Origin of the sequence: Blastococcus sp. TF02A-35, from assembly GCF_004571075.1 — a bacterium.
Taxonomy (GTDB): Bacteria; Actinomycetota; Actinomycetes; order Mycobacteriales; family Geodermatophilaceae; genus Blastococcus.
The window spans coordinates 80,718-104,676 of record NZ_SPQP01000002.1; the positions used below are offsets into that span (position 1 = coordinate 80,718).

The 23,959-nt window shown below is 74.4% G+C and carries 20 protein-coding genes; 10 read left to right on the top strand and 10 right to left on the bottom strand.

Going from position 1 to position 23,959, the window contains the following annotated elements; translation table 11 throughout:
* Nucleotides 1–17 precede the first annotated feature (17 nt).
* The 5 genes from E4P43_RS01315 to deoC all read right to left on the bottom strand — a co-directional run bounded on the left by E4P43_RS01315 (nucleotide 18) and on the right by deoC (nucleotide 6,308).
* A complete protein-coding gene (locus E4P43_RS01315) occupies nucleotides 18–1,427 on the bottom strand; it encodes a hypothetical protein (RefSeq protein ID WP_135143613.1) in 1,410 nt (469 codons plus the stop codon).
* Nucleotides 1,428–1,521: 94 nt separating this feature from the next.
* Nucleotides 1,522–2,928, bottom strand: coding sequence for a dihydrolipoyl dehydrogenase (gene lpdA / locus E4P43_RS01320; protein WP_135143614.1), 1,407 nt, complete (start codon nucleotides 2,926–2,928; stop codon nucleotides 1,522–1,524).
* Nucleotides 2,929–2,995: 67 nt separating this feature from the next.
* Nucleotides 2,996–3,868, bottom strand: a complete 873-nt coding sequence (locus E4P43_RS01325) for an aldehyde dehydrogenase family protein (RefSeq protein ID WP_245158867.1) — start codon at nucleotides 3,866–3,868, stop codon at nucleotides 2,996–2,998.
* Entirely contained in the window at nucleotides 3,865–5,307 is a 1,443-nt protein-coding gene (locus E4P43_RS01330) for an aldehyde dehydrogenase family protein (protein WP_135143615.1), read from the bottom strand. Before E4P43_RS01330 ends, E4P43_RS01325 begins: the two co-directional genes overlap by 4 nt.
* Nucleotides 5,308–5,312: 5 nt before the next feature.
* On the bottom strand, nucleotides 5,313–6,308 hold the full coding sequence (gene deoC, locus E4P43_RS01335) for a deoxyribose-phosphate aldolase (protein WP_245158868.1): 996 nt from the start codon (nucleotides 6,306–6,308) through the stop codon (nucleotides 5,313–5,315).
* A gap of 233 nt (nucleotides 6,309–6,541) precedes the next feature.
* Here deoC and upp point away from each other — a divergent pair, with 233 nt between their 5' ends.
* Genes upp through E4P43_RS01350 form a run of 3 tightly spaced genes read left to right on the top strand, consistent with a single transcriptional unit; the run spans nucleotide 6,542 to nucleotide 8,468 of the window.
* Complete coding sequence (gene upp, locus E4P43_RS01340) at nucleotides 6,542–7,165, top strand: uracil phosphoribosyltransferase (protein ID WP_135143616.1); 624 nt, start codon at nucleotides 6,542–6,544, stop codon at nucleotides 7,163–7,165.
* Nucleotides 7,166–7,179: 14 nt separating this feature from the next.
* Nucleotides 7,180–8,058, top strand: coding sequence for a Gfo/Idh/MocA family oxidoreductase (locus tag E4P43_RS01345; RefSeq protein ID WP_245158869.1), 879 nt, complete (start codon nucleotides 7,180–7,182; stop codon nucleotides 8,056–8,058).
* A complete protein-coding gene (locus E4P43_RS01350) occupies nucleotides 8,055–8,468 on the top strand; it encodes a DUF805 domain-containing protein (RefSeq protein WP_167759011.1) in 414 nt (137 codons plus the stop codon). Before E4P43_RS01345 ends, E4P43_RS01350 begins: the two co-directional genes overlap by 4 nt.
* Before the next feature lie 7 nt (nucleotides 8,469–8,475).
* Here E4P43_RS01350 and E4P43_RS01355 read toward each other — a convergent pair whose 3' ends face one another.
* Genes E4P43_RS01355 through E4P43_RS01370 form a run of 4 tightly spaced genes read right to left on the bottom strand, consistent with a single transcriptional unit; the run spans nucleotide 8,476 to nucleotide 12,352 of the window.
* Entirely contained in the window at nucleotides 8,476–9,039 is a 564-nt protein-coding gene (locus E4P43_RS01355; RefSeq protein WP_135143619.1) for a dihydrofolate reductase family protein, read from the bottom strand.
* Between the two features lie 60 nt (nucleotides 9,040–9,099).
* Nucleotides 9,100–10,731 carry a phospho-sugar mutase gene (locus E4P43_RS01360; RefSeq protein ID WP_135143620.1) on the bottom strand — a complete coding sequence of 544 codons (1,632 nt, stop codon included), beginning with the start codon at nucleotides 10,729–10,731 and terminating at the stop codon, nucleotides 9,100–9,102.
* Complete coding sequence (locus E4P43_RS01365) at nucleotides 10,728–11,546, bottom strand: NAD(P)-dependent oxidoreductase (RefSeq protein ID WP_135143621.1); 819 nt, start codon at nucleotides 11,544–11,546, stop codon at nucleotides 10,728–10,730. The genes E4P43_RS01360 and E4P43_RS01365 overlap by 4 nt, the downstream gene beginning before the upstream one ends.
* Nucleotides 11,543–12,352, bottom strand: coding sequence for a purine-nucleoside phosphorylase (locus E4P43_RS01370; protein WP_209313667.1), 810 nt, complete (start codon nucleotides 12,350–12,352; stop codon nucleotides 11,543–11,545). Before E4P43_RS01370 ends, E4P43_RS01365 begins: the two co-directional genes overlap by 4 nt.
* Nucleotides 12,353–12,478: 126 nt before the next feature.
* On the opposite strand from E4P43_RS01370, the gene E4P43_RS01375 reads away from it, so the two are divergent.
* From E4P43_RS01375 to meaB, 5 genes are read left to right on the top strand one after another with little or no spacing between them, the layout of a single operon-like run.
* Entirely contained in the window at nucleotides 12,479–13,642 is a 1,164-nt protein-coding gene (locus E4P43_RS01375) for a glutamate--cysteine ligase (RefSeq protein ID WP_135143622.1), read from the top strand.
* Nucleotides 13,639–14,928, top strand: a complete 1,290-nt coding sequence (locus tag E4P43_RS01380; protein ID WP_135143623.1) for an amidohydrolase — start codon at nucleotides 13,639–13,641, stop codon at nucleotides 14,926–14,928. The genes E4P43_RS01375 and E4P43_RS01380 overlap by 4 nt, the downstream gene beginning before the upstream one ends.
* Nucleotides 14,925–16,853: a methylmalonyl-CoA mutase subunit beta gene (locus E4P43_RS01385; protein ID WP_135143624.1), complete on the top strand. Its 1,929-nt coding sequence runs from the start codon at nucleotides 14,925–14,927 to the stop codon at nucleotides 16,851–16,853. The genes E4P43_RS01380 and E4P43_RS01385 overlap by 4 nt, the downstream gene beginning before the upstream one ends.
* Nucleotides 16,850–19,057 carry a methylmalonyl-CoA mutase gene (gene scpA / locus E4P43_RS01390; RefSeq protein ID WP_135143625.1) on the top strand — a complete coding sequence of 736 codons (2,208 nt, stop codon included), beginning with the start codon at nucleotides 16,850–16,852 and terminating at the stop codon, nucleotides 19,055–19,057. The genes E4P43_RS01385 and scpA overlap by 4 nt, the downstream gene beginning before the upstream one ends.
* Before the next feature lie 46 nt (nucleotides 19,058–19,103).
* Nucleotides 19,104–20,117, top strand: coding sequence for a methylmalonyl Co-A mutase-associated GTPase MeaB (gene meaB / locus E4P43_RS01395; RefSeq protein WP_135143626.1), 1,014 nt, complete (start codon nucleotides 19,104–19,106; stop codon nucleotides 20,115–20,117).
* A gap of 12 nt (nucleotides 20,118–20,129) precedes the next feature.
* Here meaB and E4P43_RS01400 read toward each other — a convergent pair whose 3' ends face one another.
* Nucleotides 20,130–20,585, bottom strand: coding sequence for a gamma-glutamylcyclotransferase family protein (locus E4P43_RS01400; RefSeq protein ID WP_135143627.1), 456 nt, complete (start codon nucleotides 20,583–20,585; stop codon nucleotides 20,130–20,132).
* A gap of 113 nt (nucleotides 20,586–20,698) precedes the next feature.
* Between E4P43_RS01400 and E4P43_RS01405 the strand changes: the two genes are divergently transcribed.
* Together E4P43_RS01405 and E4P43_RS01410 are read left to right on the top strand one after the other, a co-directional pair.
* Nucleotides 20,699–22,102 (top strand): NAD(P)H-quinone dehydrogenase, encoded by a 1,404-nt coding sequence (locus E4P43_RS01405; protein WP_135143628.1) that lies wholly within the window; start codon nucleotides 20,699–20,701, stop codon nucleotides 22,100–22,102.
* A gap of 120 nt (nucleotides 22,103–22,222) precedes the next feature.
* Nucleotides 22,223–23,935, top strand: coding sequence for a reprolysin-like metallopeptidase (locus E4P43_RS01410; RefSeq protein ID WP_135143629.1), 1,713 nt, complete (start codon nucleotides 22,223–22,225; stop codon nucleotides 23,933–23,935).
* Nucleotides 23,936–23,959 lie beyond the last annotated feature (24 nt).

Genomic DNA, 23,959 nt, shown 5'->3' on the forward strand with positions numbered 1-23,959 from the left:
TGTGCAGATCTCGTGCGTCAGCTGCGGAAGACCAGCGCTCCGCTGACGGTGGTGACGACCTCGTCCCACGCCGGCCGGAGCGTGGCGGCGTCGGAGGCGGTGAGCGCGGCGCCGGGCTCCCGGTCGGCGCGGGCGAGGGCCCGGCCCAGCGGCGCGGACGGCGACAGCAGCTCCTCGACGCGGGTGAGACCGGCGTACTCGGCGAGGTCGCGCACCCCCTCCACCGGCTGCGCGAGCGCTCCGTGCGTCACCAGCCCGGGTGCGCCGTCGGCGACCTCGCCGAGGACCTCCGACAGCTCGGTGAGGTCGTAGCGGTCCTGGTCGGCCGGCAGCGGCGGCGTGTCGGTGTCGCCCACCTCCGGCCAGGAGGCGATCTCGCTGAGGTCGTGCCGCTCGTCGCCGGCGATGTAGCGCGCCAGGTCGGCAGGGGTGTCGAAGAGGAAGACCTCCCCGTCGCGGCCGAGGAAGCGGGCGACGTCGTCGACGTAGCAGCGGAGGGTGACCCCGGCGCCGTCGGGGACGACGACCTCCACCGGGAGGATGCCGACGGCCTCCCAGAACTCCGCGGCCGCGGCGACGGCGGCGGGGGAGGCGGTCACCCTGCTGCCGCGGGCGATGGTGCTGACGCCGGCCGCGGAGGTCGCGGAGGCCGCGGAGGCCGCGGTGGCACCGGCGGGCACGCCCTCGTCCGCCTCGTCGGCCGGCTCCTCGTCCTCGACCGGCTCGTCCTGGGCCTCGGAGGCCGACGGGTAGTCGTCGGGCGAGACGGTGCCGCCGCCGGTCCAGTCGAAGTGCTCCGAGAGCTCCTCGACGACGTCCTCCCACAGGTCGTCCAGGATGCTGCCGACGCCGATCCAGGCGTCCTCGCCGGAGCGCCCGACGAAGGCCTCGACCCCGAGCCCCAGCGAGCCGATCTCCGGCTTGGCGACGAGCTCGGCGACGGCCTCGAACTCCGTCTCGTCCTCGTCCAGGTCGTCGTCGTCCTCGTCGTCGGTCGCGTCGAGGCACTCGGCCAGCCGGCCGACGATGTCGACCGTGGCGGCAAGCTCGTCGACCGCCCAGCGGTCCGGGTTCTCCGCGGCGATGTCGTAGACGCCGTCGAGGTCGAAGCGGTGGTCCTCGTCCGGCGTCAGGTCCGCGGCGCCCAGGCCCGCGACGACGGGCCACACCGGGTGGTCGGCGAGGTCGTGGTCACCGCGGCTGCGGCAGAACGCGGCCAGCGCGGCGGGGGAGGGGAAGAGGTGGACGACGGCCCGCTGGGTCGGGCTGTCAGGGTCGTCGTCGTTGATGTCGGCGCGGACCTCGACGGTCGTGCCGAGGAACGCCTGCCACTCCTCGCCGTCCTCCTCCCACGGCGGGGCCCAGAGGGTGTACCCCGTGCGGTCGTCGAGGGTGAGGGCGATCGGGACGATGCTCGGCCTGGCCACCCGACCATCCTGCCCTGTCGACTCCGCGGCGCATCCCCGGGGCGGAACCGCCACCCCACCCGTTCCGGTACGGAGCGGGTGGGGTGGCGCGCCGTCAGAGGTTGATCATGTGGCCGGCGAGGCCGTGGATGGCCTCCTGCAGGCCCTCGCTGAGGGTCGGGTGGGCGTGCACGTTGCGGGCCAGCTCGGTGGCCGTGAGGTCCCACTTCTGCGCGAGGGTGAGCTCGGGCAGCAGCTCGGTGACCTCGGGGCCGACCAGGTGCCCGCCGAGCAGCTCGCCGTAGGTGTCGTCGGCGATGAGCTTGACGAAGCCGGTCGGCTCGGCGAGGCCGTGCGCCTTGCCGTTGGCGGTGAAGGGGAACTGGGAGACCTTGACCTTCCAGCCCTTCTCGTCGGCGAGCTCGCGGGCCTGCTTCTCGGTGTAGCCGAAGCTGGCGACCTGCGGCGAGCAGAACGTGGCCCGCGGCATCATCACGTAGTCCAGCTCCATGGTCTCCGCGCCGGCGATGGTCTCGGCGGCGACGACCCCCTGGGCCTCGGCGACGTGGGCGAGCATGAGCTTGGCGGTGACGTCGCCGATCGCGTAGACGTGCGGCACGTTGGTGCGCATGCGCTCGTCGACGGCGATGGCGCGGACCCGGTCGGTCAGCTCGACGCCGAGCTTCTCCAGGCCGTAGCCCTCGACCCGCGGGGTGAAGCCGATCGCCTGCATCACCTTGTCGGCGGTGAGCTCGCGGCTGCCCTTGGCGTCGGACACCGTGACGACGACCGAGGAGCCGGTGTCCTCGATCTTCTCCACCTTGGTGGAGGTGAGGACGTCGACACCGAGCTTGCGGTAGGCCTTGGCCAGCTCCTTGGAGACCGCCTCGTCCTCCAGCGGCAGCACGCGGTCGGCGAACTCGACGATGGTCACCTGCACGCCGAAGTTGCGGAGCACGAACGCGAACTCGACGCCGATCGCGCCGGCGCCGGCGATGACGATGCTCTTCGGCAGGTCGCGGGTGAGGATCTGCTCCTCGTAGGTGACCACGCGCTCGGAGAGCTCGGTCCCGGGCAGCAGCCGGGTGTGCGCGCCGGGCGCGAGGATCACGTTGTCGAAGGTGACGGTCTCCTCGCCGCCCGCGTTCAGGGCCACCTGCAGCGTGTGCGGGTCGGTGAAGGTGCCCCAGCCGTCGAACTCGGTGATCTTGTTCTTCTTCATCAGGAAGTGCACGCCCTTGACCCGCCCCTCGGCGACCGAGCGGCTGCGGTCGAAGGCGGCGCCGAAGTCGAACGAGACGTCACCGGAGATCCCGAAGGTCTTGGCCTCGTCGCGGACGAGGTGGGCGAGCTCGGCGTTGCGCAGGAGCGCCTTGGAGGGGATGCAACCGACGTTGAGGCACACCCCGCCCCAGTACTTGGACTCGACCACGGCCACGCTCTTGCCGAGCTGGGCGGCGCGGATTGCGGCGACGTACCCACCAGGGCCGGCACCGAGGACGACGACGTCGAAATGAGGCACGGACCGAGGGTAGTGCGACGGCGGCCGGTGCCCCCGAGGAGGCACCGGCCGCCGGATGTTCCGTCGTTCACACCCCCATGGGATGCCACACCGTCTTCGTCTCGAGGAACGGCGTCATGCGGGACAGACCCGGGTCGGCGGTCCAGTCCGGCTCGGTCGCCGGCGGGCGGACCACGCGCTTGATGGTGCCGGCGGCCTCCCGCTCGAACTCCATCGCCCGGCTCGCGGGCGCGCCGGTCAGGTCGATGCCGTCGACGTCGGCGTGCTCGGCCAGCCAGGGGCCCAGCTCTTCGGCGTCGCCGGTGAGCAGGTTGACCACGCCGCCGGGGACGTCGCTGGTGGCCAGCACCTCGGCGAGGGTGACGGCCGGGACCGGCCGCTCCTCGGACGTGACGACGACGGCGGTGTTGCCGGTCGCGAGCACCGGGGCGAGCACGCTCACCAGTCCGAGCAGGCTGGACTGCTGGGGCGCGAGGACGGCGACCACGCCGCTGGGCTCCGGCGTCGAGAAGCCGAAGTACGGCCCCGCGACCGGGTTGGACCCGCCCAGGACGGCGGCCAGCTTGTCGGTCCAGCCGGCGTACCAGACCCAGCGGTCGATGGCGGCGTCCACCGCGGCCCGCGCCTTCGACGTCGACAGGCCCTCGGCGGCGGCGACCTCCTCGCAGAACTGGACGTGCCGGCCCTCCATCACCTCGGCGACGCGGTAGAGCACCTGGCCGCGGTTGTAGGCGGTGGCGCCGGACCACTTCGCGAAGGCGCCGCGGGCGGCGACGACGGCGTCGCGGGCGTCCTTGCGGCTGGCCCGGGCGACGTTGGCGACGAAGTGGCCCTTGGCGTCGGTGACCTCGTAGGTGCGGCCGCTCTCCGAGCGCGGGAAGGCGCCGCCCACGTAGAGCTTGTAGGTCTTGCGGACGGCGAGACGGTCGTTGCCGATCACTGGTCAGCACCCTTCAGGTACGCGGCCAGGCCGTGGCGGCCGCCCTCGCGGCCGTAGCCGGACTGCTTGTAGCCGCCGAACGGCGACGTCGGGTCGAACTTGTTGAAGGTGTTGGCCCACACCACGCCGGCGCGAAGCTGGTCGGCGATCTTCAGGATCCGCGACCCCTTCTCGCTCCAGATGCCGGCCGACAGGCCGTAGGTGGTGTTGTTCGCCTTGGCGACGGCCTCGTCGGGCGTCCGGAAGGTCAGCACCGACAGCACCGGGCCGAACACCTCGTCCCGGGCGATGCGGTGCGCGGGGGAGACGTCGGTGAAGACCGTCGGCGGGAACCAGAAGCCGCGGTCGGGCAGCTCGCAGGCCGGCTGCCAGCGGTTCGCGCCCTCGGCCTCGCCGATGTCGGACAGCTCGCGGATGCGGGCGAGCTGCTCCGCGGAGTTGATCGCGCCGATGTCGGTGTTCTTGTCCAGCGGGTCGCCGACGCGCAGGGTGCCGATCCGCCGCTGGAGGCTGGCGATCACCTCGTCGTGGATGGACTCCTGGACCAGCAGGCGGGAGCCGGCGCAGCAGACGTGGCCCTGGTTGAAGAAGATGCCCTGCACGATGCCCTCGACGGCCTGGTCGATCGGGGCGTCGTCGAAGACGATGTTGGCCGCCTTGCCGCCGAGCTCCAGCGTCAGCTTCTTGCGGGTGCCGGCGACCGCGCGGGCGATCTGCTTGCCCACCTCCGTGGACCCGGTGAACGCGACCTTGTCGACGTCGCCGTGCTCGACGACCGCGCGGCCGGTGTCGCCGGCGCCGGTGACGATGTTGACCACGCCGGCGGGGAGGTCGGCCTGGCGGCAGATCTCGGCGAACAGCAGTGCCGACAGCGGGGTGGTCTCCGCCGGCTTGAGCACGACGGTGTTGCCCGCGGCCAGGGCCGGGGCGACCTTCCACGCCAGCATGAGCAGCGGGAAGTTCCAGGGGATGACCTGGCCGGCGACGCCCAGCGGGCGCGGCTGGGTGCCGAGGCCGGCGTGCTCGAGCTTGTCGGCCCAGCCGGCGTAGTAGAAGAAGTGCGCCGCGGCCTGGGGGACGTCGACGTCGCGGGACTCCCGGATCGGCTTGCCGTTGTCCAGGGACTCCAGGACGGCGAACTCCCTCGCCCGCTCCTGCAGGAGGCGGGCGATGCGGAACAGGTACTTGCCGCGGTCGGCGGGGCGCATCGGGCCCCAGGTCCGCTCGAAGGCCTTCCGGGCGGCCCGGACGGCGCGGTCGACGTCGGCCTCGCTGGCGGCGGAGACCTCGGTGAGGACCTCCTCGGTGGCCGGGTTGACCGTCTTGAACGGCTCGCCGGTGCCGTCGACGAACTCCCCGTCGATGAACAGGCCGTAGGAGGGGGCGATGTCGACGATCGACCGCGACTCGGGGGCGGGGGCGTACTCGAAAACGGACATCTCGTTCAGTCCACCGTGACGTAGTCGGGGCCGGAGTAGTGGCCGGTGCGCAGCTTCTGCCGCTGCAGGATCAGGTCGTTGAGGAGGCTGGAGGCGCCGAAGCGGAACCAGTCGGGGTCCAGCCAGTCGGGGCCGACCGTCTCGTTGATCAGCACCAGGTGCTTGACGGCGTCCTTCGTCGTCCTGATGCCGCCGGCGGGCTTGAAGCCGACCTGGCGGCCGGTGGCGATGCGGAAGTCGCGGACCGCCTCCAGCATCACCAGCGAGACCGGCAGCGTGGCGGCCGGGCTCACCTTGCCGGTGGAGGTCTTGATGAAGTCGCCGCCGGCGAGCATGGCGATCCAGCTGGCGCGGCGGACGTTGTCCAGCGTGGTGAGCTCGCCGGTCTCGAGGATGACCTTGAGGTGCGCGTCTCCGCAGGCCTCCTTGACGGCGACGATCTCCTCGTAGACGTCGAGGTAGCGACCGGTGAGGAACGCGCCGCGGTCGATGACCATGTCGATCTCGTCGGCGCCGTTCTCCACGGCGTCCCGGACGTCGGCGATCTTGACCGCGCGGCTCGCGCGCCCGCTGGGGAACGCGGTGGCGACGGCGGCGACGTGGATGCCGGTGCCGACCAGGGCGTCCCGGGCCACGCCGGCCAGGTCGCCGTAGACGCAGACCGCCGCGACGCGGGGCGTGGTCGGGTCGCCCGGGTCGGGCTGCTTGGCCTTGGCGGCCAGGCTGCGGACCTTGCCGGGGGTGTCGGCGCCCTCCAGCGTGGTCAGGTCGACCATCGAGATGGCCGTGTCGATCGCCCACGCCTTCGAGGTGGTCTTGATCGACCGGGTGCCCAGCTGGGCGACGCGGGCCTCGGCGCCGACCTGGTCCACGCCCGACAGGCCGTGCAGGAAGGCGCGGAAGGCCGAGTCCGAGCGGGTCACGTCGTCGTACGGCGGCAGCGGCGCGTGCACCGCGGGGGTCGCCCCGGGCAGCGCGTCGGGGTCGAGCACGTGGGTCATGCCGGCCATTCTCCACTGGCGGCGACCGCTTCCCGACCACCGCTCACCCGCCCGGAGCAGGCGGACGTCGGTCGGGCCGGTTTCCTGCGGCCACGCCGGGCCGCCCGCGCCGGCCCCCGCTTCCGTCAACCCGCTTCGGACTTCTGTGGACCGGGGTGCCGGACCCAGGCGTACGGGTGGCCGGTGCGGGCGCGGCACCCGCGGGGCCCGCGGTGGCCGATACCGTGTCGTCCGTGCAGCTCACCGTCGTCGACCACCCGTTGGCCCGTGCCCGCCTCTCCCGCATGCGGGACGAGCGCACGGACAACGCCATGTTCCGGGCCGCCCTGCGCGAGCTCACGCAGATGCTGGTCTACGAGGCCACCCGCGACCTGACCGTCGCCGAGGAGCAGATCACCACCCCGGTCACGACGACCACGGGGTACCGGCTGGCCGCCCCGCCGCTGATCGTGCCGGTGCTGCGGGCCGGCCTCGGCATGGCCGACACCGCGCACGGGATGCTGCCCGAGTCGCAGATGGGCTTCGTCGGCCTGGCCCGCAACGAGGAGACCTTCCAGCCCGAGGCCTACATGGCCTCGCTGCCGGAGTCCCTGGTCGGCCGCGACGTCTTCGTGCTCGACCCGATGCTGGCCACCGGTGGCTCGCTGGTGCACTGCTGCGAGCTGCTCGTCGCCCGCGGGACGACGTCGATCACCGTGCTCTGCGCGCTGGCCGCCCCCGAGGGCATCCGGCGGCTGGAGGAGAGCGGCCTGCCGCTGCGGGTGTTCACCGCGAGCCTGGAGGAGGGCCTGAACGACAAGGCCTACATCGTCCCGGGCCTCGGCGACGCCGGCGACCGCCAGTTCGGCGCGGTCTGACCGTGCGGTTCGGGGTGCTCGGCACCGGTCACTGGGCCAGGGCGGTGCACGCGACCGCGCTGGCCGAGCACCCGTCCGCCGAGCTGGTGGGCGTGTGGGGCCGCGACCTGGCCAGGGCGAAGGCGTTCGGGGCGGAGTTCGACGTCCCGGGCCACGCCGACGTCGACGCGCTGCTCGCCGAGGTCGACGCCGTGGCGATCGCCCTCCCGCCGGACGTGCAGGCGCCGCTGGCGGTGCGCGCCGCCGAGGCCGGCAAGCACCTGCTGCTGGAGAAGCCGATCGCCCTCGACGTCGCCGGCGCCGACCGCGTGGTCGACGCCGTCCGCGCCGCGGGGGTGGCCTCCGTCGTCTTCTTCACCTTCCGGTTCCAGACGGCGACCTCCACCTGGCTGACGCAGGCGGCGCGGACCCAGCTCGCCGGCGGCTCCGGCTCCTGGCTCTCCTCGCTCGCCGGGACGCCGTTCGCCGCCTCGCCCTGGCGGCAGGAGCACGGCGCGCTGTGGGACATCGGCCCGCATGCGCTCTCCCTGCTGGTGCCGGCGCTCGGCCCGGTCGTCGCGGTGCAGGCAACCGCCGGCCTCCGCGACACCGTGCACCTCGCGCTCACGCACGGGTCCGGCGCCGCCTCGACCGTGACGCTGTCGCACACCGTGGCGCCGATGTCGACCGGCATCGAGTTCTACGTGCACGGCGACGCCGGCCGGCTGGTGCTGCTGCCCGAGGTCGACGAGCCGGTGGCGGCCTTCCAGGTCGCCGTGGACGAGCTCACCGCCGCGGCCGTCGCCGGTGGGGTGCACCCGTGCGACGCCGGCTTCGGCCGGGACGTCGTGGCGGTCCTGGCCGCCGCCGCCCGCGCGCTGGGGAGCGGCTGCCGGGAGCCGGTCGGGGAGTGACCGTCCCGCGCCGCCCAGGTCCGGTCGGCTGGCTGGTCCCCGTCGGCCGACTGCGTCGACGCGACTGGTGGCTGAGGTACGTGCTGGTGATCGCCCTCATCGGGGTCGTCACCACCTGGGTCGACGCGCGGTGGTTCCCCGAGAGCTATCCCCGGCTGGAAGGCGGCGAGGGCGTCGACGTCCTGTGGCCCTTCGCCGACTCCGGGGGGCCGGTCACCGCCGTCGCCGCGCTGGTGCTGTTCGTGCCCAACGTCGCGGCGATGGTGACGCGGCTCCACGACCGCGACCACTCCGCCTGGTGGCTGCTGTGGAACCTCCTGCCGGGCATCGGCTGGCTGGTCCTCGTGGTGACCGTCGGCCTGCTGGGCACCGAGCAGCGGGCCAACCGGTACGGCCCGCCACCGCACTGACCGCCGGTCAGCGGACGCGCTCGTACCGGAGCAGGACGACGCCGTTGTCGAAGCGGCGCACCTCGACCTGGCGAAGCCCGGCCGGTGCACCGACGTCGCCGAAGAGCCGCCGGCCCCGGCCGAGGAGGACGGGGCTGACGAAGAGCCGGTACTCGTCGACCAGGTCGTGCCGCCGGAACTCGTGGACCAGGTCGCCGCCCCCGACGGTCATGTCACCGCCGGGCTGCTGCTGCAGGGCCCGGATCGCCTCAGGGTCGACCTCGCGGTGGATGACGGTGGCCCACTCGTCCTGCTCGAGCGTGCGCGAGAAGACGATCCGGGGTATCCGCCGGTAGATCTCGGCGAACTCCCGCATCCGCTCGCTCATCCCCGGGTCCTGGTCGGCGGTCGGCCAGACCTCCGCCATCAGCTGGTGGGTGACCCGCCCGAAGAGGAAGGCGCTCGTCGTCGCCAGGTACTCGTTGAACAGCGCGTGGAGCTCGTCGTCCACGTGGTGCCAGCCGATGTCCCGGTCGGGCCCTTCGAAGTAGCCGTCGAGGGACACGGCCATGTGCACGACGATCTTCCGCACGGTTCCTCCAGTGGTGGGCGTCTCCGGTAGGACCGCCCGGGCCGGGGGAACTGAGCGGCCTCAGAGCCCGAGCGCTACCGACATCTCCGCGCGGAGCTGGTCGAGCTCGTCGGCCCCGCGGCCGCGGGCGGCGATCATGCCCGCGTCGTCGTGCACCGGCACGACCGTCTCGAGGTAGGCCTTGAGCTTCGGCTCGGTCCCGGACGGCCGCACGATCACCCGCACGCCGTCGCCCAGCAGGCGCACGGCGTCGACCGACGGCGTCCCGAGCGCCAGGTCGGCGAACTCCACCGGGCGGCCGAGCAGGGTGGCCGGCGGCGTGGCGCGCACCCGCGCCATGGCGTCGGAGATGAGCGTGAGGTCATCGACCCGGACCGACAGCTGCCCGGTCACGAACAGCCCGTGCTCCTCGGCCAGCTCGTCGAGCCGGTCCAGCACCGTGCGCCCCTCGGCCTTGAGCTCCGCGGCGAGCAGCGCGACCGCGAGCGCGGCGGAGATGCCGTCCTTGTCCTTCACGACCGTGGGGGCCACCGAGTAGCCGAGCGCCTCCTCGTAGCCGTACACCAGCGGCGCGGCGTCGGAGCCGGCGCGCATGATCCACTTGAAGCCGGTCGGCGTCTCCTCCGACGGCACGCCGCCCGCCTCCGCGACCACGTGCATGAGCGACCCGCTGACCAGCGAGGACGCGTACGTGCCGCGCACCCCGCGCCGGACCAGCCAGTCGGCCAGCAGCGCGCCTACCTCGTCGCCGGTGAGCTGCCGGCCGCCGGCCACCACCGAGCAGCGGTCGGCGTCGGGGTCCTCGGCGATCGCGACGTCGGCGCCGACGCGGTCGGCCAGCGCCAGGAGCAGGTCCACCGCGCCCGGCTCCTCCGGGTTCGGGAAGGAGACGGTGGGGAAGCGGGGGTCGGGGGCGTCCTGCTCCGGCACGCTCACCGGCTCCCGCAGCCCCGCGGCCGCGAAGACCGCGCGGGTCGTCCCGGCGCCCACGCCATGCATGGCCGTGTAGGCCACCGTCAGCGCGGAGCGCGCGTCGGCCGGCACCCGGGACGGGTCGACGGCGCGCACGACCGCGTCGACGTAGTCGGTCTCGACGTCGTCGCCGAGGGTGACCCACTCGTCGGACACCGGCACCTCGCGCGCCGGGCCGACCGCCCCGATGGCGGCCTCGATCTCCCGGTCGGCCGGCGGCACCAGCTGGGCGCCGTCGCCGAGGTAGACCTTGTAGCCGTTGTCGTCGGGCGGGTTGTGGCTGGCGGTCACCATCACGCCGGCCACGCACCCCAGGTGCCGGACGGCGAAGGCGAGCACCGGCGTCGGCAGCGGCCGGGGCAGCACCTGGACGGCGAAGCCCGCCGCGGCGAGCACCTCCGCGGAGATGCGGGCGAACTCGTCGGACCGGCGGCGTGCGTCGAAGCCGATGACCACGCCGCCGCCCGCGTGCCCGGACGCGGCCAGCCAGGCACCCAGCCCGGCGGCCGCGCGGGTGACGACGGCGGCGTTCATCCCGGCCGGGCCGGCGCGCAGCGGCCCGCGCAGCCCCGCCGTCCCGAAGGTGAGCGGCCCGGAGAACCGGCGGCCCAGCTCCTCGGTGTTCCCGGCCTCGACCAGCGCCAGGACCTCCGCGCGGTCGCCCTCGTGCGGGTCCGCCTCGGCCCAGGCGCGGGCCGTGTCGAGCAGGTCGTGCGTCATGCCGTGAAGTTCTCCGCGTCGAAGTCGGCGGTCGTGTACTCACCGCCGACCCGGCGGTGGACCGGGTCGGACAGGTCGGGCTCGCCGTGGGCCTCGACGAGCGCCTCGGCGTACACCTCGGCGTCGTCGGCCGGCTCGTAGCCGAGCTCCTGGGCGGCGGTGAGGTCCCACCAGCGGCGGGTGTTGGCCGAGACGCCCCACACCACGCGGAAGCCCGGCGCGGGCGCGCTGAGCGCGGCGTGGACCAGCGAGACGGTGTCGGCGGGGGAGAGCCAGGTCGACAGCTGCCGGGTGGTGGTGGGCTCGGCGAAGGCGCTGCCGATCCGCAGGCAGACGACGTCGAGGCCGTAGCGGTCGGCGTACAGCGAGCCGAGCGCCTCCATCGTGACCTTCGAGACGCCGTAGTAGGTGTCCGGCCGCGGCGGCGCGTCGGCCTCGCGGAGCAGGCTGCCGTCGGCCGGCCGCTCGGTCCAGCCGGTGGCGTGGTTGCTGCTGGCGAGCACCACCCGGGGGACGCCGGCCAGCCGGGCCGCCTCGAGCGCGCAGAAGGTCGACTGGATGTTGGTGTCCCGGATCGCCGGCCAGGTGGACTCACCGGAGATGCCGGCCATGTGCACGACCGCCGACGCGCCCTGGGCGGCGTCGGTCATCGCGGCGAGGTCGGCGGCGTCGGCGACGAGCTGCTCCTCGCCGGGGCGCACGTCGGTGATCGGCACGACGTCGAGGGAGCGCAGCGCCCACCCGCGCTCGGGCAGCCCGCCCCGCAGCACGGTGCCGATCCGCCCGGCCGCGCCGGTGAGGAGGACCAGGCTCACGGCAGGCGCCCGATCAGCTCGACCAGGAACTCGCCCAGCCGGCCCGCGGCGGCCTTGCCGGCGGCGAGGACCTCCTCGTGGTCGAGCTTCTCGCCGGTGATCCCGGCGGCAGCGTTGGTGACCATCGACAGGCCGAGGATCTCCAGCCCGGCGGCGCGGGCGGCGATCGCCTCCAGCGCCGTGGACATGCCGACGAGGTCGGCGCCCATCGTGCGCAGCATCCGGATCTCCGCGGGCGTCTCGTAGTGCGGGCCGGGCAGCTGCGCGTAGACGCCCTCGGCGAGGGAGGGGTCGAGCTTGCGGGCCAGCTGCCGCAGCCGCGAGGAGTACAGGTCGGTGAGGTCCACGAAGTTCGCGCCGACCAGCGGCGAGCGCGCCGTCAGGTTGAGGTGGTCGGAGATGACGACGGCCTGGCCCACCCGGTGCTCGGGGGCGAGGCCGCCGGCGGCGTTGGTGAGGATCACCGTGCGCACCCCGGCGGCGGCCGCGGTGCGGACGCCGTGGACGACGGGCTCGACGCCGCGGCCCTCGTAGAAGTGGGTGCGGCCCAGGAAGAGCAGCACCTTGCGGTCGCCGACGCGGACCGAGCGGACCTCGCCGCCGTGCCCGACGGCGGTGGGTGCGGCGAAGCCGGGGAGGTCGCCGATCGCCACGGACGCCTCGCCGGCGCCGAACGCGTCGGCCGCGGGGGCCCACCCGGAGCCCATGACGACGGCCACGTCGTGCGGTCCGCCGAGCGCGCCGGTCAGGGCCTGCGCGGCCTGCTCGGCCAGGGTGGTGGGGTCGGTGCCAGGGTGCTCGCTCACGCACGGACGCTAGCGCAGCCGGGGCGTGCGCCGGTGCCGAAGGCCCCGTCCACCGGCCGGGTGATCGTGCTCGCGGGCCCGCATCTCGGGCGGTGGGCAGGGGTGTTCCTCCCTAGACTCCCCGAGGTGGAGATCCCCTTCCGTAGCTCGGAGCGCGCCAGTCTCGGTGTGGAGTGGGAGCTGCAGCTCGTCGACCGGGAGACCCGGGAGCTGGCGTCCGGCGCCGTCGAGATCCTGGAGGAGATCCGGCCCGAGGGCGCCGAGGAGCACCCCAAGGCCAAGCACGAGCTGCTGCAGTCGACCGTCGAGATCATCACCGGCGTCTGCACGACGGTGCGCGAGGCCAAGGCCGACCTCGCCGGCACCCTCGCCGAGGTCGTGGCCGCGGCCGACCGGCACGGGCGCGGGGTGATGTGCGCCGGCAGCCACCCGTTCACCCGCTGGGACTCGCAGGAGATCTCGCCCAAGGAGCGCTACCACCAGCTCGTCGAGCGGATGCAGTGGCCGGCCCGCCGGCTGCAGATCTTCGGCGTGCACGTGCACGTCGGCATCCGGTCGCCGGAGAAGGCCATCCCGGTGGTCAACGCGCTGACGCAGTACCTGCCGTACTTCCTCGCCCTGTCGGCGTCCTCCCCGTTCTGGTCCGGCTGCGACACCGGGCTGGCCTCGGCCCGCACCAAGGTCTTCGAGGCGATGCCCACCGGCGGGCTGCCGCACCAGCTCGCCGACTGGGCCGAGTTCGAGGAGTACATGGAGACCCTCATCCGGGCCGGCGCCATCGAGAGCGTCCGCGAGGTGTGGTGGGACGTCCGGCCGCACCCGGACTTCGGCACCGTCGAGCTGCGGGTGTGCGACGGGCTGCCCACCCTCGACGAGATCGGTGCCGTCGCGGCGCTCACCCAGTGCCTGGTCGAGCAGTTCGACACCCAGCTCGACCGCGGCTACACGCTGCCCACGCCCACCGAGTGGGTGGTGCGGGAGAACAAGTGGCGTGCCGTCCGCTACGGCCTCGACGCCCGGATCGTGGTCGACGACCAGGGCACCGTCCGGCCGGTCCGCGAGGCGATCACCGAGCTGGTCGAGGAGCTGGTGCCCACGGCCAAGCGGCTGGACTGCGAGGCCGAGCTGCGCGACGTGCTCCGGATCCTGGAGACCGGCGCCTCCTACGAGCGCCAGCGCGCCGTCGCCCAGCGGCACGACGGGCAGCTCGCGCCGGTGGTCGACAGCCTGCTCGCCGAGATGCGCGAGGGGCTGCCCTCCCCGGCCTCCGCGGGCGGGCACGCCGCATGACCCCGGTCGTCGAGAAGCTGTCGGCGCAGGTCGACGAGTGGGCCGGCGCGCACCGCCAGGAGCTGGTGTCCGTGCGCCGGCACCTGCACGCCCACCCCGAGCTGGCGTTCGCCGAGTTCGAGACGACGGCCTTCCTCGAGCAGCGGCTGCGCGCCGCCGGGCTGAAGCCGCGCCGGCTGCCCACCGGCACCGGGCTGGTCTGCGACGTCGGCAGCGGGCCCGGGCCGACGGTCGTGCTGCGCGCCGACATCGACGCGCTGCCGCTGGCCGACCTCAAGGACGTGCCCTACGCCTCGACCCGCGAGGGCCTGTGCCACGCCTGCGGCCACGACGTGCACACCACCGTCGTCCTCGGGGTGGCGCTCGCGCTCGCCGGCCTGGACGGCCTGCCGGGACGGGTGCGCATCGTCTTCCAGCCGGCCGAGGAGAGCGTGCCCGGGGGTGCCACCGAGGTGGTGGCCTCCGGCGTCCTCGACGGGGCCTCCCGCGCCTTCGCGGTGCACTGCGACCCCTCGGTCCCGGTCGGCAAGGTCGGCCTGCGGACGGGTGCCATCACCGCCGCCTGCGACCGCATGGACGTCACCCTCACCGGGCCGGGCGGGCACACCGCGCGGCCGCAGATGACCGTCGACCTCGTCGACGCCCTCGGCCGGCTGATCACCGACCTGCCGGGCCTGCTCTCCCGCCAGGTCGACCCGCGGTCGGGGATGAGCCTGGTCTGGGGCGCGGTCAACGCCGGGGTCGCCGCCAACGCGATCCCGCAGCGCGGCACCCTGCGCGGCACCGTCCGGGTGCTCGACCGGGAGGCGTGGAAGGGCGCCGAGGAGCTGCTGACGGCGCTGGTCGAGCGGGTCGCGGCCACCACCGGCGCCGAGGTCGGCGTCGACTACATCCGCGGCGTCCCGCCGGTGGTCAACGACCCGCGCTGCGTCGCGCTCCTGCGCTCGGCCGCCATCGGCTCGGTGGGCAGCGACAACCTCGTCCTCTCGCAGCAGAGCATGGGGGGCGAGGACTTCGGCTGGTTCGCCGACCTGATGCCCATCGCCCTGGCCCGGCTCGGCACGCACGGCGGGGGCGCCCCGCTGGACCTGCACCGGGGCACCTTCGACGTCGACGAGCGCGCGATCGGCGTCGGCGTCCGCCTGCTGGCGCGGACCGCGCTGCTCGCCCTCGAGGCCGACGCCGAACCGCCTTCGGGCAGCTCAGGGGCACCCCCTCGCACGCGGCGACCTGCGCCCGGAGACACTTCTGCCCGACCGACCGGCGAGGAGGCCCCCCGAGGATGAGCACGACCGACCAGCCGACCGGCCAGGGGCCGGCGGCGGCTGACGCCGAGGTGCCGGCCGAGCACGCCGTCCCCGAGGACCTGGCGCTCGCCGGCGAGTTCGACGCGGTCACCCGCGACCAGTGGCGCGAGCTGGTCGCCGGAGTGCTGCGCAAGGCCGGCCGCGAGGACCTGCCCGAGCCGGTCGAGGACGCGCTGCGCCGTCCGGTGGCCCCGGGCGTGACCGTGGCCCCCCTCTACACCGCCGAGGACGCCGGCGACCTGCCGGCCGGTGTCGGCGTGCCCGGGCTGCCGCCGTTCGTCCGCGGTGCCCGCCCCGGTGGTGGACCGGCCGGCTCGGCCGAGGTCACCGCGGCCGGCGGCGCCGACGGAGGGGCCTCGGGCGGCTGGGACGTCCGGCAGCGGCACGCGCACCCCGACGTCGCGGTCACCAAGGAGGCCATCGCGGCCGACCTGGAGAACGGCGTCACCTCGCTGTGGCTCGTCCTCGGCGAGGGCGCGATCCCCGTCGGCTCGCTCGGCGACGTGCTCTCCGACGTCTTCCTCGACCTCGCCCCGGTCAGCGTCTCCGGGGGTGCGCCGGCCGCGGAGGCGTTCCTGCAGCTGGTCGAGGGGCGCACCGACCTGGCGCCCGGCGGCTCCCTGGGCCTCGACCCGCTGGGCGTCGAGGCCGCCTCGGGGGAGCCGCAGGACCTCTCCGGGCTGGCCGACGTCGCCCGTCGCGCCGCCGCCCACCCCGGACTGCGCACCGTCGTCGTCGACGGCACCGTCTTCGCCGACGCGGGCGCCTCCGTGGTGGAGGAGCTGGGCTGCTCGCTGGCCGCGGGCGTCGCCTACCTGCGGGCGCTCACCGGCGCCGGCCTGTCGGTCGACGAGGCCGCCGCACAGCTGGAGTTCCGCTTCTCCGCGACCGCGGACCAGTTCACGACGATCGCCGCCCTGCGCGCCGCCCGCCGCCTCTGGGACCGCGTGGGCGAGGTCAGCGGGGTCTCGCCCGAGGCCCGCGGCCAGCGCCAGCACGCCGTCACCTCCTCGGTGATGACGACGAGGCGCGACCCGTGGGTGAACATGCTGCGCACGACCGTCGCCTGCTTTGCCGCGGGCGTCGGCGGCGCGGACGCGGTGACCGTGCAGCCGTTCGACGCCGCGCTCGGCCTGCCCGACTCCTTCTCCCGCCGGATCGCGCGCAACACGCAGAACCTGCTGGTGGAGGAGGGGCACCTCGGCCGCGTGCTCGACCCGGCCGGCGGCTCCTGGTACGTCGAGTCGCTCTCCGACGACCTGGCGCGTGCCGCCTGGGACTGGTTCACCGAGATCGAGCGCGCCGGCGGGCTGCAGGCCGCGCTGGCCTCCGGGCTGGTGCGCGACCGGGTCGCGCAGGCGTGGGACGCCCGCGCGAAGCGGCTGGCCACCCGCGCCGAGGCGATCACCGGCGTCAGCGAGTTCCCCAACCTGGCCGAGAAGCTGCCCGAGCGGCAGCCCGCGGCGGACCTGCACTCGACCGGCGGCCTGCCGCGGGTGCGGGCGGCGCAGGAGTACGAGGCGCTGCGCGACGCGGCCGACGCCGCGGCCACCCGCCCGTCGGTCTACCTGGCCACCCTCGGCCCGATCGCCCGGCACACGGCGCGGGCCACCTTCGCCGGGAACCTCTTCCAGGCCGGCGGGCTCGCGACGCCGTCCGGGAACGGGGCGAGCGGGCTGGCCGAGGCGGGCACCACGGTCGCCTGCATCTGCGGCACCGACAAGGACTACGCCTCCGACGCGGCGGCGCTGGCCGCGGAGCTCAGGGCGGCCGGGGCCACCACGGTGTGGCTGGCCGGCAAGCCCGATCTGGCCGTCGACGGGGTCGACGGGTACGTCTTCGCCGGGTGCGACGCCCTCGCGGCGCTCCGGACGGTGCACGAGCAGCTGGAGGTCCAGGCATGACCGCGATCCCCGACTTCGGCGACGTCGAGCTGGGCACCCCCTCGGCCCAGGTGTCGGCCGACGACTGGGCCAAGGCGTTCGAGGAGACGACCGGCCGCGGCGTGGAGGAGGCGGCCTGGGAGACCCCCGAGGGCATCACCGTCCCCCCGCTGTACACCCCGGCCGACCTCGAGGGCCTGGACTTCCTCGAGACGCTGCCCGGGCTGCCGCCGTTCCTGCGCGGCCCCTACCCGACGATGTACACGACCCAGCCGTGGACGGTCCGCCAGTACGCGGGCTTCTCCACCGCCGCGGAGTCCAACGCGTTCTACCGGCGCAACCTGGCCGCCGGGCAGAAGGGCCTGTCGATCGCCTTCGACCTGCCCACCCACCGCGGCTACGACTCCGACCACCCGCGCGTCGTCGGCGACGTCGGCATGGCCGGTGTCGCGATCGACTCGATCCTGGACATGCGGCAGCTGTTCGACGGCATCCCGCTGGACAGGATGTCGGTCTCCATGACCATGAACGGCGCCGTGCTCCCGGTGCTCGCGCTCTACATCGTCGCGGCGGAGGAGCAGGGGGTGGAGCCGGAGCAGCTGACCGGCACCATCCAGAACGACATCCTCAAAGAGTTCATGGTGCGGAACACCTACATCTACCCGCCCAAGCCCTCGATGCAGATCATCAGCGACATCTTCAGCTTCACGTCGCAGCGGATGCCGAAGTTCAACTCGATCTCGATCTCCGGCTACCACATCCAGGAGGCCGGGGCGACGGCCGACCTGGAGCTGGCCTACACGCTGGCCGACGGCGTCGAGTACCTGAAGGCCGGCCAGGCCGCCGGGATGGACGTCGACAAGTTCGCACCGCGGCTGAGCTTCTTCTGGGCCATCGGCATGAACTTCTTCATGGAGGTCGCCAAGCTCCGGGCCGGGCGCCTGCTGTGGGCGAAGCTGGTGAAGGAGGCGGGCGCGCAGAACCCGAAGTCGCTGTCGCTGCGCACCCACTCGCAGACCTCGGGCTGGTCGCTGACCGCGCAGGACGTCTACAACAACGTCGTCCGCACCTGCCTGGAGGCGATGGCGGCGACCCAGGGGCACACCCAGTCGCTGCACACCAACGCCCTCGACGAGGCGCTCGCGCTGCCGACGGACTTCTCCGCCCGCATCGCCCGCAACACCCAGCTGATGCTGCAGCAGGAGTCGGGGACCACCCGCGTCGTCGACCCGTGGGGCGGCTCGGCCTACGTCGAGAAGCTCACCTACGACCTCGCCCGCCGGGCCTGGGCGCACATCCAGGAGGTCGCCGAGCACGGCGGCATGGCCCAGGCGATCGACGACGGCATCCCGAAGCTGCGCATCGAGGAGGCCGCCGCCCGCACCCAGGCGCGCATCGACTCCGGCCGCCAGCCGGTGATCGGCGTCAACAAGTACCGGGTCGACGCCGACGAGGCCATCGAGGTCCTCAAGGTCGACAACAAGGACGTGCTGGCTCAGCAGAAGGCCAAGCTCGAGCAGCTGCGCGGCGAGCGCGACGCGAAGGCCGTCGAGGAGACCCTCGCCCGCCTCACCGACGCCGCCCGCGCCGCCGCCGAGGGCCGCCGGGGCAACGACCTCGACTCCAACCTGCTCAAGCTCGCGGTCGACGCCGCGCGGGCCAAGGCGACGGTGGGGGAGATCTCCGACGCGCTGGAGGCGGTCTACGGCCGGCACGCCGGCCAGGTCCGCACGATCTCCGGCGTCTACCGCGACGAGGCAGGAGCATCCGGGCCGATGGAGGAGACGCGCCGGCTGGCCGAGGAGTTCGCCGAGGCCGAGGGCCGCCGGCCGCGCATCCTCGTGGCCAAGATGGGCCAGGACGGGCACGACCGCGGGCAGAAGGTCATCGCCACCGCGTTCGCCGACCTCGGCTTCGACGTCGACGTGGGCCCGCTGTTCCAGACGCCGGAGGAGGTCGCCCGGCAGGCGGTCGAGGCCGACGTGCACGTCGTCGGCGTCTCGTCGCTGGCCGCCGGGCACCTCACGCTGGTCCCGGCGCTCAAGGACGCGCTGGCCGAGCTCGGCGCCGAGGACGTGCTGATCGTCGTCGGCGGGGTCATCCCGCCCGACGACGTCCCGACGCTCAGGGAGATGGGCGCGGCGGCGGTCTTCCCGCCCGGCACCGTCATCGCCGAGGCGGCCCAGGAGCTGCTGCGGACGCTGTCCTCGCGTCTCGGGCACTGATGGAGAGGGCAGAAATGGCCATTTCTGCCCCGGGGGGTGGGCGCTGATGGCGCGGGAGGTCGACGTACCCGCGCTCGTCGAGGGGGTGCTCGCCGGGGACCGCCGGGTGGTGGCGCGCGCGATCACCCTGGTGGAGTCCCGGCGCGCCGACCACCGCGAGCGGGCGCAGGAGCTGCTGGTCGAGCTGCTGCCGCACGCCGGGGGAGCGCGCCGGGTCGGCATCAGCGGCGTGCCAGGCGTCGGCAAGTCCACCTTCATCGACCAGCTGGGCGTGGACCTGACGGCCGCGGGCTCGAAGGTCGCGGTCCTCGCCGTCGACCCGTCCTCGGCCCGGTCCGGCGGCTCGATCCTCGGTGACAAGACCCGCATGGCCCGGCTGGCCGTCGACCCGGACGCCTTCATCCGCCCCTCGCCGACGTCGGGCACGCTCGGCGGCGTCGCGCAGGCGACGCGGGAGTCGATGGTCGTGGTCGAGGCGGCCGGCTACGACGTCGTCCTGGTCGAGACCGTCGGCGTGGGGCAGTCGGAGATCACCGTCGCCGAGATGGTCGACTCGTTCCTGTTCCTGACCATCGCCCGCACCGGCGACCAGCTGCAGGGCATCAAGCGCGGCATCCTCGAGATCGCCGACGTCATCGCGGTGAACAAGGCGGACGGCCCGGCGGCGGCCGACGCCCGCAAGGCCGCGCGCGAGCTCTCCTCGGCGATCCGGATGCTCCGCGGCCGCGGCGAGCCGTGGGACGTCCCGGTGCTCACCTGCGCCGGCCTGACCGGCGAGGGCCTGGACGAGGTCTGGGCCAAGCTGGTCGAGCACCAGGAGCGGGCCAAGCTCGACGGCAGCTTCGACGAGCGCCGGCGCACCCAGCAGGTGCGCTGGACCTGGCAGCTGGTCCGGGACGGGCTGGAGCACTCGCTGCGTGCGCACCCGGGTGTGCGGTCGGCCGTCCCGGACCTGGAGAAGCAGGTGCTGGCCGGCGAGCTCACCCCGGCGCTGGCCGCGCGGCAGATCCTCGACACCTTCCTCGACGCCCCCGGCTCCCCGACGACCGCGGGGCCCTGACCACCGGAGGGGTCAGAAGGCCGAGCGGCAGGGGCGGGCGCGCAGCTCGCGGACGTAGTCGTCGGGCGCTCCGGCGGCCTCGGCGGCGTCGGCGATCCCGCCCAGGTGGCGGGCCGAGGGCAGCCCGCCCTCGAAGGCGTCGAGCACGTACACGTAGGCGACCACGTCGCCCGAGAGCGTGTGCACCCGCAGGTGCACCCGGCGGTAGAGGCCGTGGTCGGCGCCCTCCCAGGCGTCCAGCGACCGCTCGTCGGCCTCGGTCAGGTCGTAGAGCGCCACGAAGACGCCCGGCGCGTCGCCGTCGTCGGGCACGAGGGTCGCCAGCGCCCCCTCCCAGCCCAGCTCCTCGCCGCCGAACGTCAGCCGCCAGCCGCGCACCCAGCCGGTGCCGGTGTGCGGGGACGACGGACAGCGGCGCAGCATCTGCGCGGGATCCATGTTCGAGCCGTAGGCGGCGTAGAGGCCCATCGCCGCCGAGGTTAACCACTGGCCCCCGCGAGCCGATGCACCTGTGAGGGCATCGCCGGCACCGACCGGGGACAATGGCCCTGACCGACCGCACAGCAACGGAGAAGGACCCCATGACCCGCATCGTGATCATCGGCGGCGGACCGGCCGGCTACGAGGCCGCACTGGTCGCTGCCCAGCTCGGTGCGCAGGTCACCGTCATCGAACGCGACGGCATCGGCGGGGCCAGCGTGCTCACCGACTGCGTCCCCTCCAAGGCCCTCATCGCCGCCGCCGGGGCCATGACCTCGGTGCGCGACTCCGCCGTCCTGGGCGTGCACGGCGCCGAGTTCGCCACCGCGAGCCTCGACCTCACCGCCGCCAACCAGCGGGTGAAGAACCTGTCGCTGGCGCAGTCGGCCGACATCCACGCCCGGCTCGAGGCCGAGGGCGTGCGGATCGTCCGCGGCCAGGGGCGGCTCGCCGACGACGTCCCGGGCCTCGCCGCCCACGAGGTGGAGATCCTCGACGAGTCCGGTGCGGTGCTCGACGAGATCGAGGGCGACGTCGTCCTCATCGCCACCGGCGCCGACCCGCGGGTGCTGCCCGGGGCCGAGCCCGACCACGAGCGGATCCTCGACTGGCGCGACGTCTACGACCTCGACCAGATGCCCGACCACCTCGTCGTCGTCGGCTCCGGTGTCACCGGCGCCGAGTTCGCCTCCGGCTACCTGGAGGCGGGCGTTCCGGTCACGCTGGTGTCCTCCCGCGACCGGGTGCTGCCCGGCGAGGACTCCGACGCCGCCGAGGTGCTGGAGGAGGTCTTCCAGTCCCGCGGTGGGCGCCTCGAGCGCGGCCGCGCCGCCGGGGTGCGCCGGACCGACAAGGGCGTCGTCGTCGAGCTGACCGGCGGGCGCACCGTCGAGGGCTCGCACGCGCTGATGACCGTGGGCACCGTGCCGAACACCGCCGGCCTGAACCTGGAGTCCCACGGCATCCAGGTGACCGAGTCCGGCCACATCGTCGTCGACCGGGTGTCGCGGACCTCGGTGCCCGGCATCTACGCCGCCGGCGACGTCACCGGTGTCTTCCAGCTCGCCTCGGTCGCCGCCATGCAGGGCCGGATTGCCATGTGGCACGCCCTCGGCGAGGCCGTGGCGCCGATCAAGCTGAAGACCGTGGCCGCCAACGTGTTCACCCACCCCGAGATCGCGACCGTCGGCGTCCAGGAGAAGTCGCTGGCCGACGACGCCGACGTCGAGGTGGTCCGGCTGCCGCTGGCCACCAACGCCCGGGCCAAGATGAGCGACCTGCGGGCGGGCTTCGTGAAGCTCTTCGCCCGCCGCTCGACCGGCGTGATCGTCGGCGGCGTGGTCGTCTCCCCGGGCGCCTCGGAGCTGGTGCTGCCGATCGCCCTGGCGGTGACCAAGGGCCTGACCGTGGCCGACCTCGCGCAGACCTTCGCGATCTACCCGTCGCTGTCGGGCTCCATCACCGAGGCCGGACGCCGGCTGATGGGGTCCGACGACCTCGCCTGACCCTCCGCCCGGCGGGGCGGGTGAGCGGGGTGGGACCGCTGTGACGGGAGTGCCGCGGATCTCGGCTCAACAACGCGGATCCGGTGCCGACTCGGCACCAGGCCGCCGATGCACGAGTCGATGTCTGCTGACCGCGACCTGCGTCGTCCCCGTGGCTCCCGTGCCCGGCTGCGTTCGCTCGCCCTCACCGGCGCGCTGACCACCTCGGTCCTCGGCACGGTCGCCCTGCCCGGCGTCGCCGCGGCCGAGGCGGCCACCACGGTCACCGGCGAGCTCGTGCACGCCATGGTCGAGGCCGAGCCGGGGGAGGACCACGGCTCCGACGGCCGGGTCAGCTGGCTCGTCACCGCCGACGGCGAGATCCCGGTCGAGACCGACAAGGTCGCCGACGTGCCGACCGGCTCGCAGGTCGAGCTGACCCTCGGCCGCGCCGAGGATGCGGAGGACGGCGAGGACGGCGACGGCGCCCAGGGCACCGACGGCACCGCTCCCGCGCTCCCGGTCCTCGGCAGCGACGTCAAGCAGGAGGAGCGGCCGCCCGCCGCGCCGGCCCCCGCCCCCGCTCCGGTCGGCGGGCTCACCAACCAGGTGACCGTCGTCCAGGTCGCCCCGGCCGGCACCTCGCCCGACCGGACCCGCCTCGGCGACCTCGTCGCCACCGTCGACGGCCCGGTCGCGGGGTTCTGGGCCGAGCAGACCGGCGGCGCCGTCCGCCTGGGCGTCACCGTGGCCCGCGACTGGGTGCGCACCGCCGCCGACTGCGCGACCCCCGAGGCGCTGTGGGACGAGGTCGCGGCCGCCGTCGGCTTCACGGCCGGCCCCGGCAAGCACCTGCTCCTGCGGCTGAGCGCCGAGACGGCCGGGCGCCCGGGCTGCTCCTACGCGCTCGCGCAGGTCGGCGGCGGGCCCACCTCCGGCGGCCGCCTCTACGTCCGGGAGAACCTCGCCTCGGTCATCGCCCACGAGCTGGGCCACAACTTCGGGCTCGGGCACTCCTCGGCCCTGCAGTGCGACGGCGCCGTCGAGGGCGCGTCCTGCCGCACCGAGGGCTACCGCGACTACTACGACGTCATGGGCGCCTCGTGGTCGCAGATGGGCGCGCTGAACGCCCCGCAGGCCGCGGCCCTGGGCGTGCTCCCGGCCGCCGCGCAGCCGACGGTCGCCGTCGGGGACGCCGCCGCCACGGTCACCCTCGCCCCGATCGCCGGCACCGACGGTGTGCGGGCGCTGCGGCTGGTCGACCGCGAGGGCTCGGTCTACTGGCTGGAGCACCGCGCTGCCACCGGCCGGGACGCCTGGCTCGGGACGCGCGACAACGTCTACCGGCTCGACTCCGGCGTGCTGCTGCACCGCAGCGGCACCTTCCCCGACACCTCCCTGCTGCTGGACGGCACGCCCAGCCCCGCGGCGCGCTGGGACGCCGACCTGCAGTCCGCCGTCGCCGTCGGACGGCCGGTCGCCCTCTCCGGCGGCGACTTCACGGTGACGGTGGAGAGCACCTCGGCCGCCGGCGCCGTCGTCCGGGTCGTCCCCGCGCCCGCCACCGAGGGCTCCGGGCGGGCCGCGGCGCGGCCGGCCGGCTCCGGCCGCGGCGCCACCATGCCCGCCGACGCCGCTGCCGTGGCCCCGGTCGACGAGACCGCGGCGACCGGGCCCGCGCTCTGGGTGCCCTCGGCGCCGGTGACCGCTCCGCGCAGCCAGGTGGCGCTGGAGCCGGTCGGGGAGTCCACGAGCTCCCTGGGCGGGCTGCTCATGCCGCTGGCCGGCAGCGTGCTGGTGGCCGCGACGGTGCTGGTCATGCGGACGATGCGCCGGGGACGCGTGCGTCGCTGAGGTCCGGGCCGTCCTGGCCCGTCG

Excerpts from the sequence above, each read along its gene's own strand:
- deoC (WP_245158868.1), bottom strand. The coding sequence starts at position 6,308 with ATGACCCACGTGCTCGACCCCGACGCGCTGCCCGGGGCGACCCCCGCG.
- E4P43_RS01330 (WP_135143615.1), bottom strand. The coding sequence starts at position 5,307 with ATGTCCGTTTTCGAGTACGCCCCCGCCCCCGAGTCGCGGTCGATCGTC.
- E4P43_RS01400 (WP_135143627.1), bottom strand. The coding sequence starts at position 20,585 with ATGGGCCTCTACGCCGCCTACGGCTCGAACATGGATCCCGCGCAGATG.
- scpA (WP_135143625.1), top strand. The coding sequence starts at position 16,850 with ATGACCGCGATCCCCGACTTCGGCGACGTCGAGCTGGGCACCCCCTCG.
- E4P43_RS01380 (WP_135143623.1), top strand. The coding sequence starts at position 13,639 with ATGACCCCGGTCGTCGAGAAGCTGTCGGCGCAGGTCGACGAGTGGGCC.
- E4P43_RS01360 (WP_135143620.1), bottom strand. The coding sequence starts at position 10,731 with ATGACGCACGACCTGCTCGACACGGCCCGCGCCTGGGCCGAGGCGGAC.
- E4P43_RS01405 (WP_135143628.1), top strand. The coding sequence starts at position 20,699 with ATGACCCGCATCGTGATCATCGGCGGCGGACCGGCCGGCTACGAGGCC.
- E4P43_RS01385 (WP_135143624.1), top strand. The coding sequence starts at position 14,925 with ATGAGCACGACCGACCAGCCGACCGGCCAGGGGCCGGCGGCGGCTGAC.
- E4P43_RS01410 (WP_135143629.1), top strand. The coding sequence starts at position 22,223 with ATGTCTGCTGACCGCGACCTGCGTCGTCCCCGTGGCTCCCGTGCCCGG.
- meaB (WP_135143626.1), top strand. The coding sequence starts at position 19,104 with ATGGCGCGGGAGGTCGACGTACCCGCGCTCGTCGAGGGGGTGCTCGCC.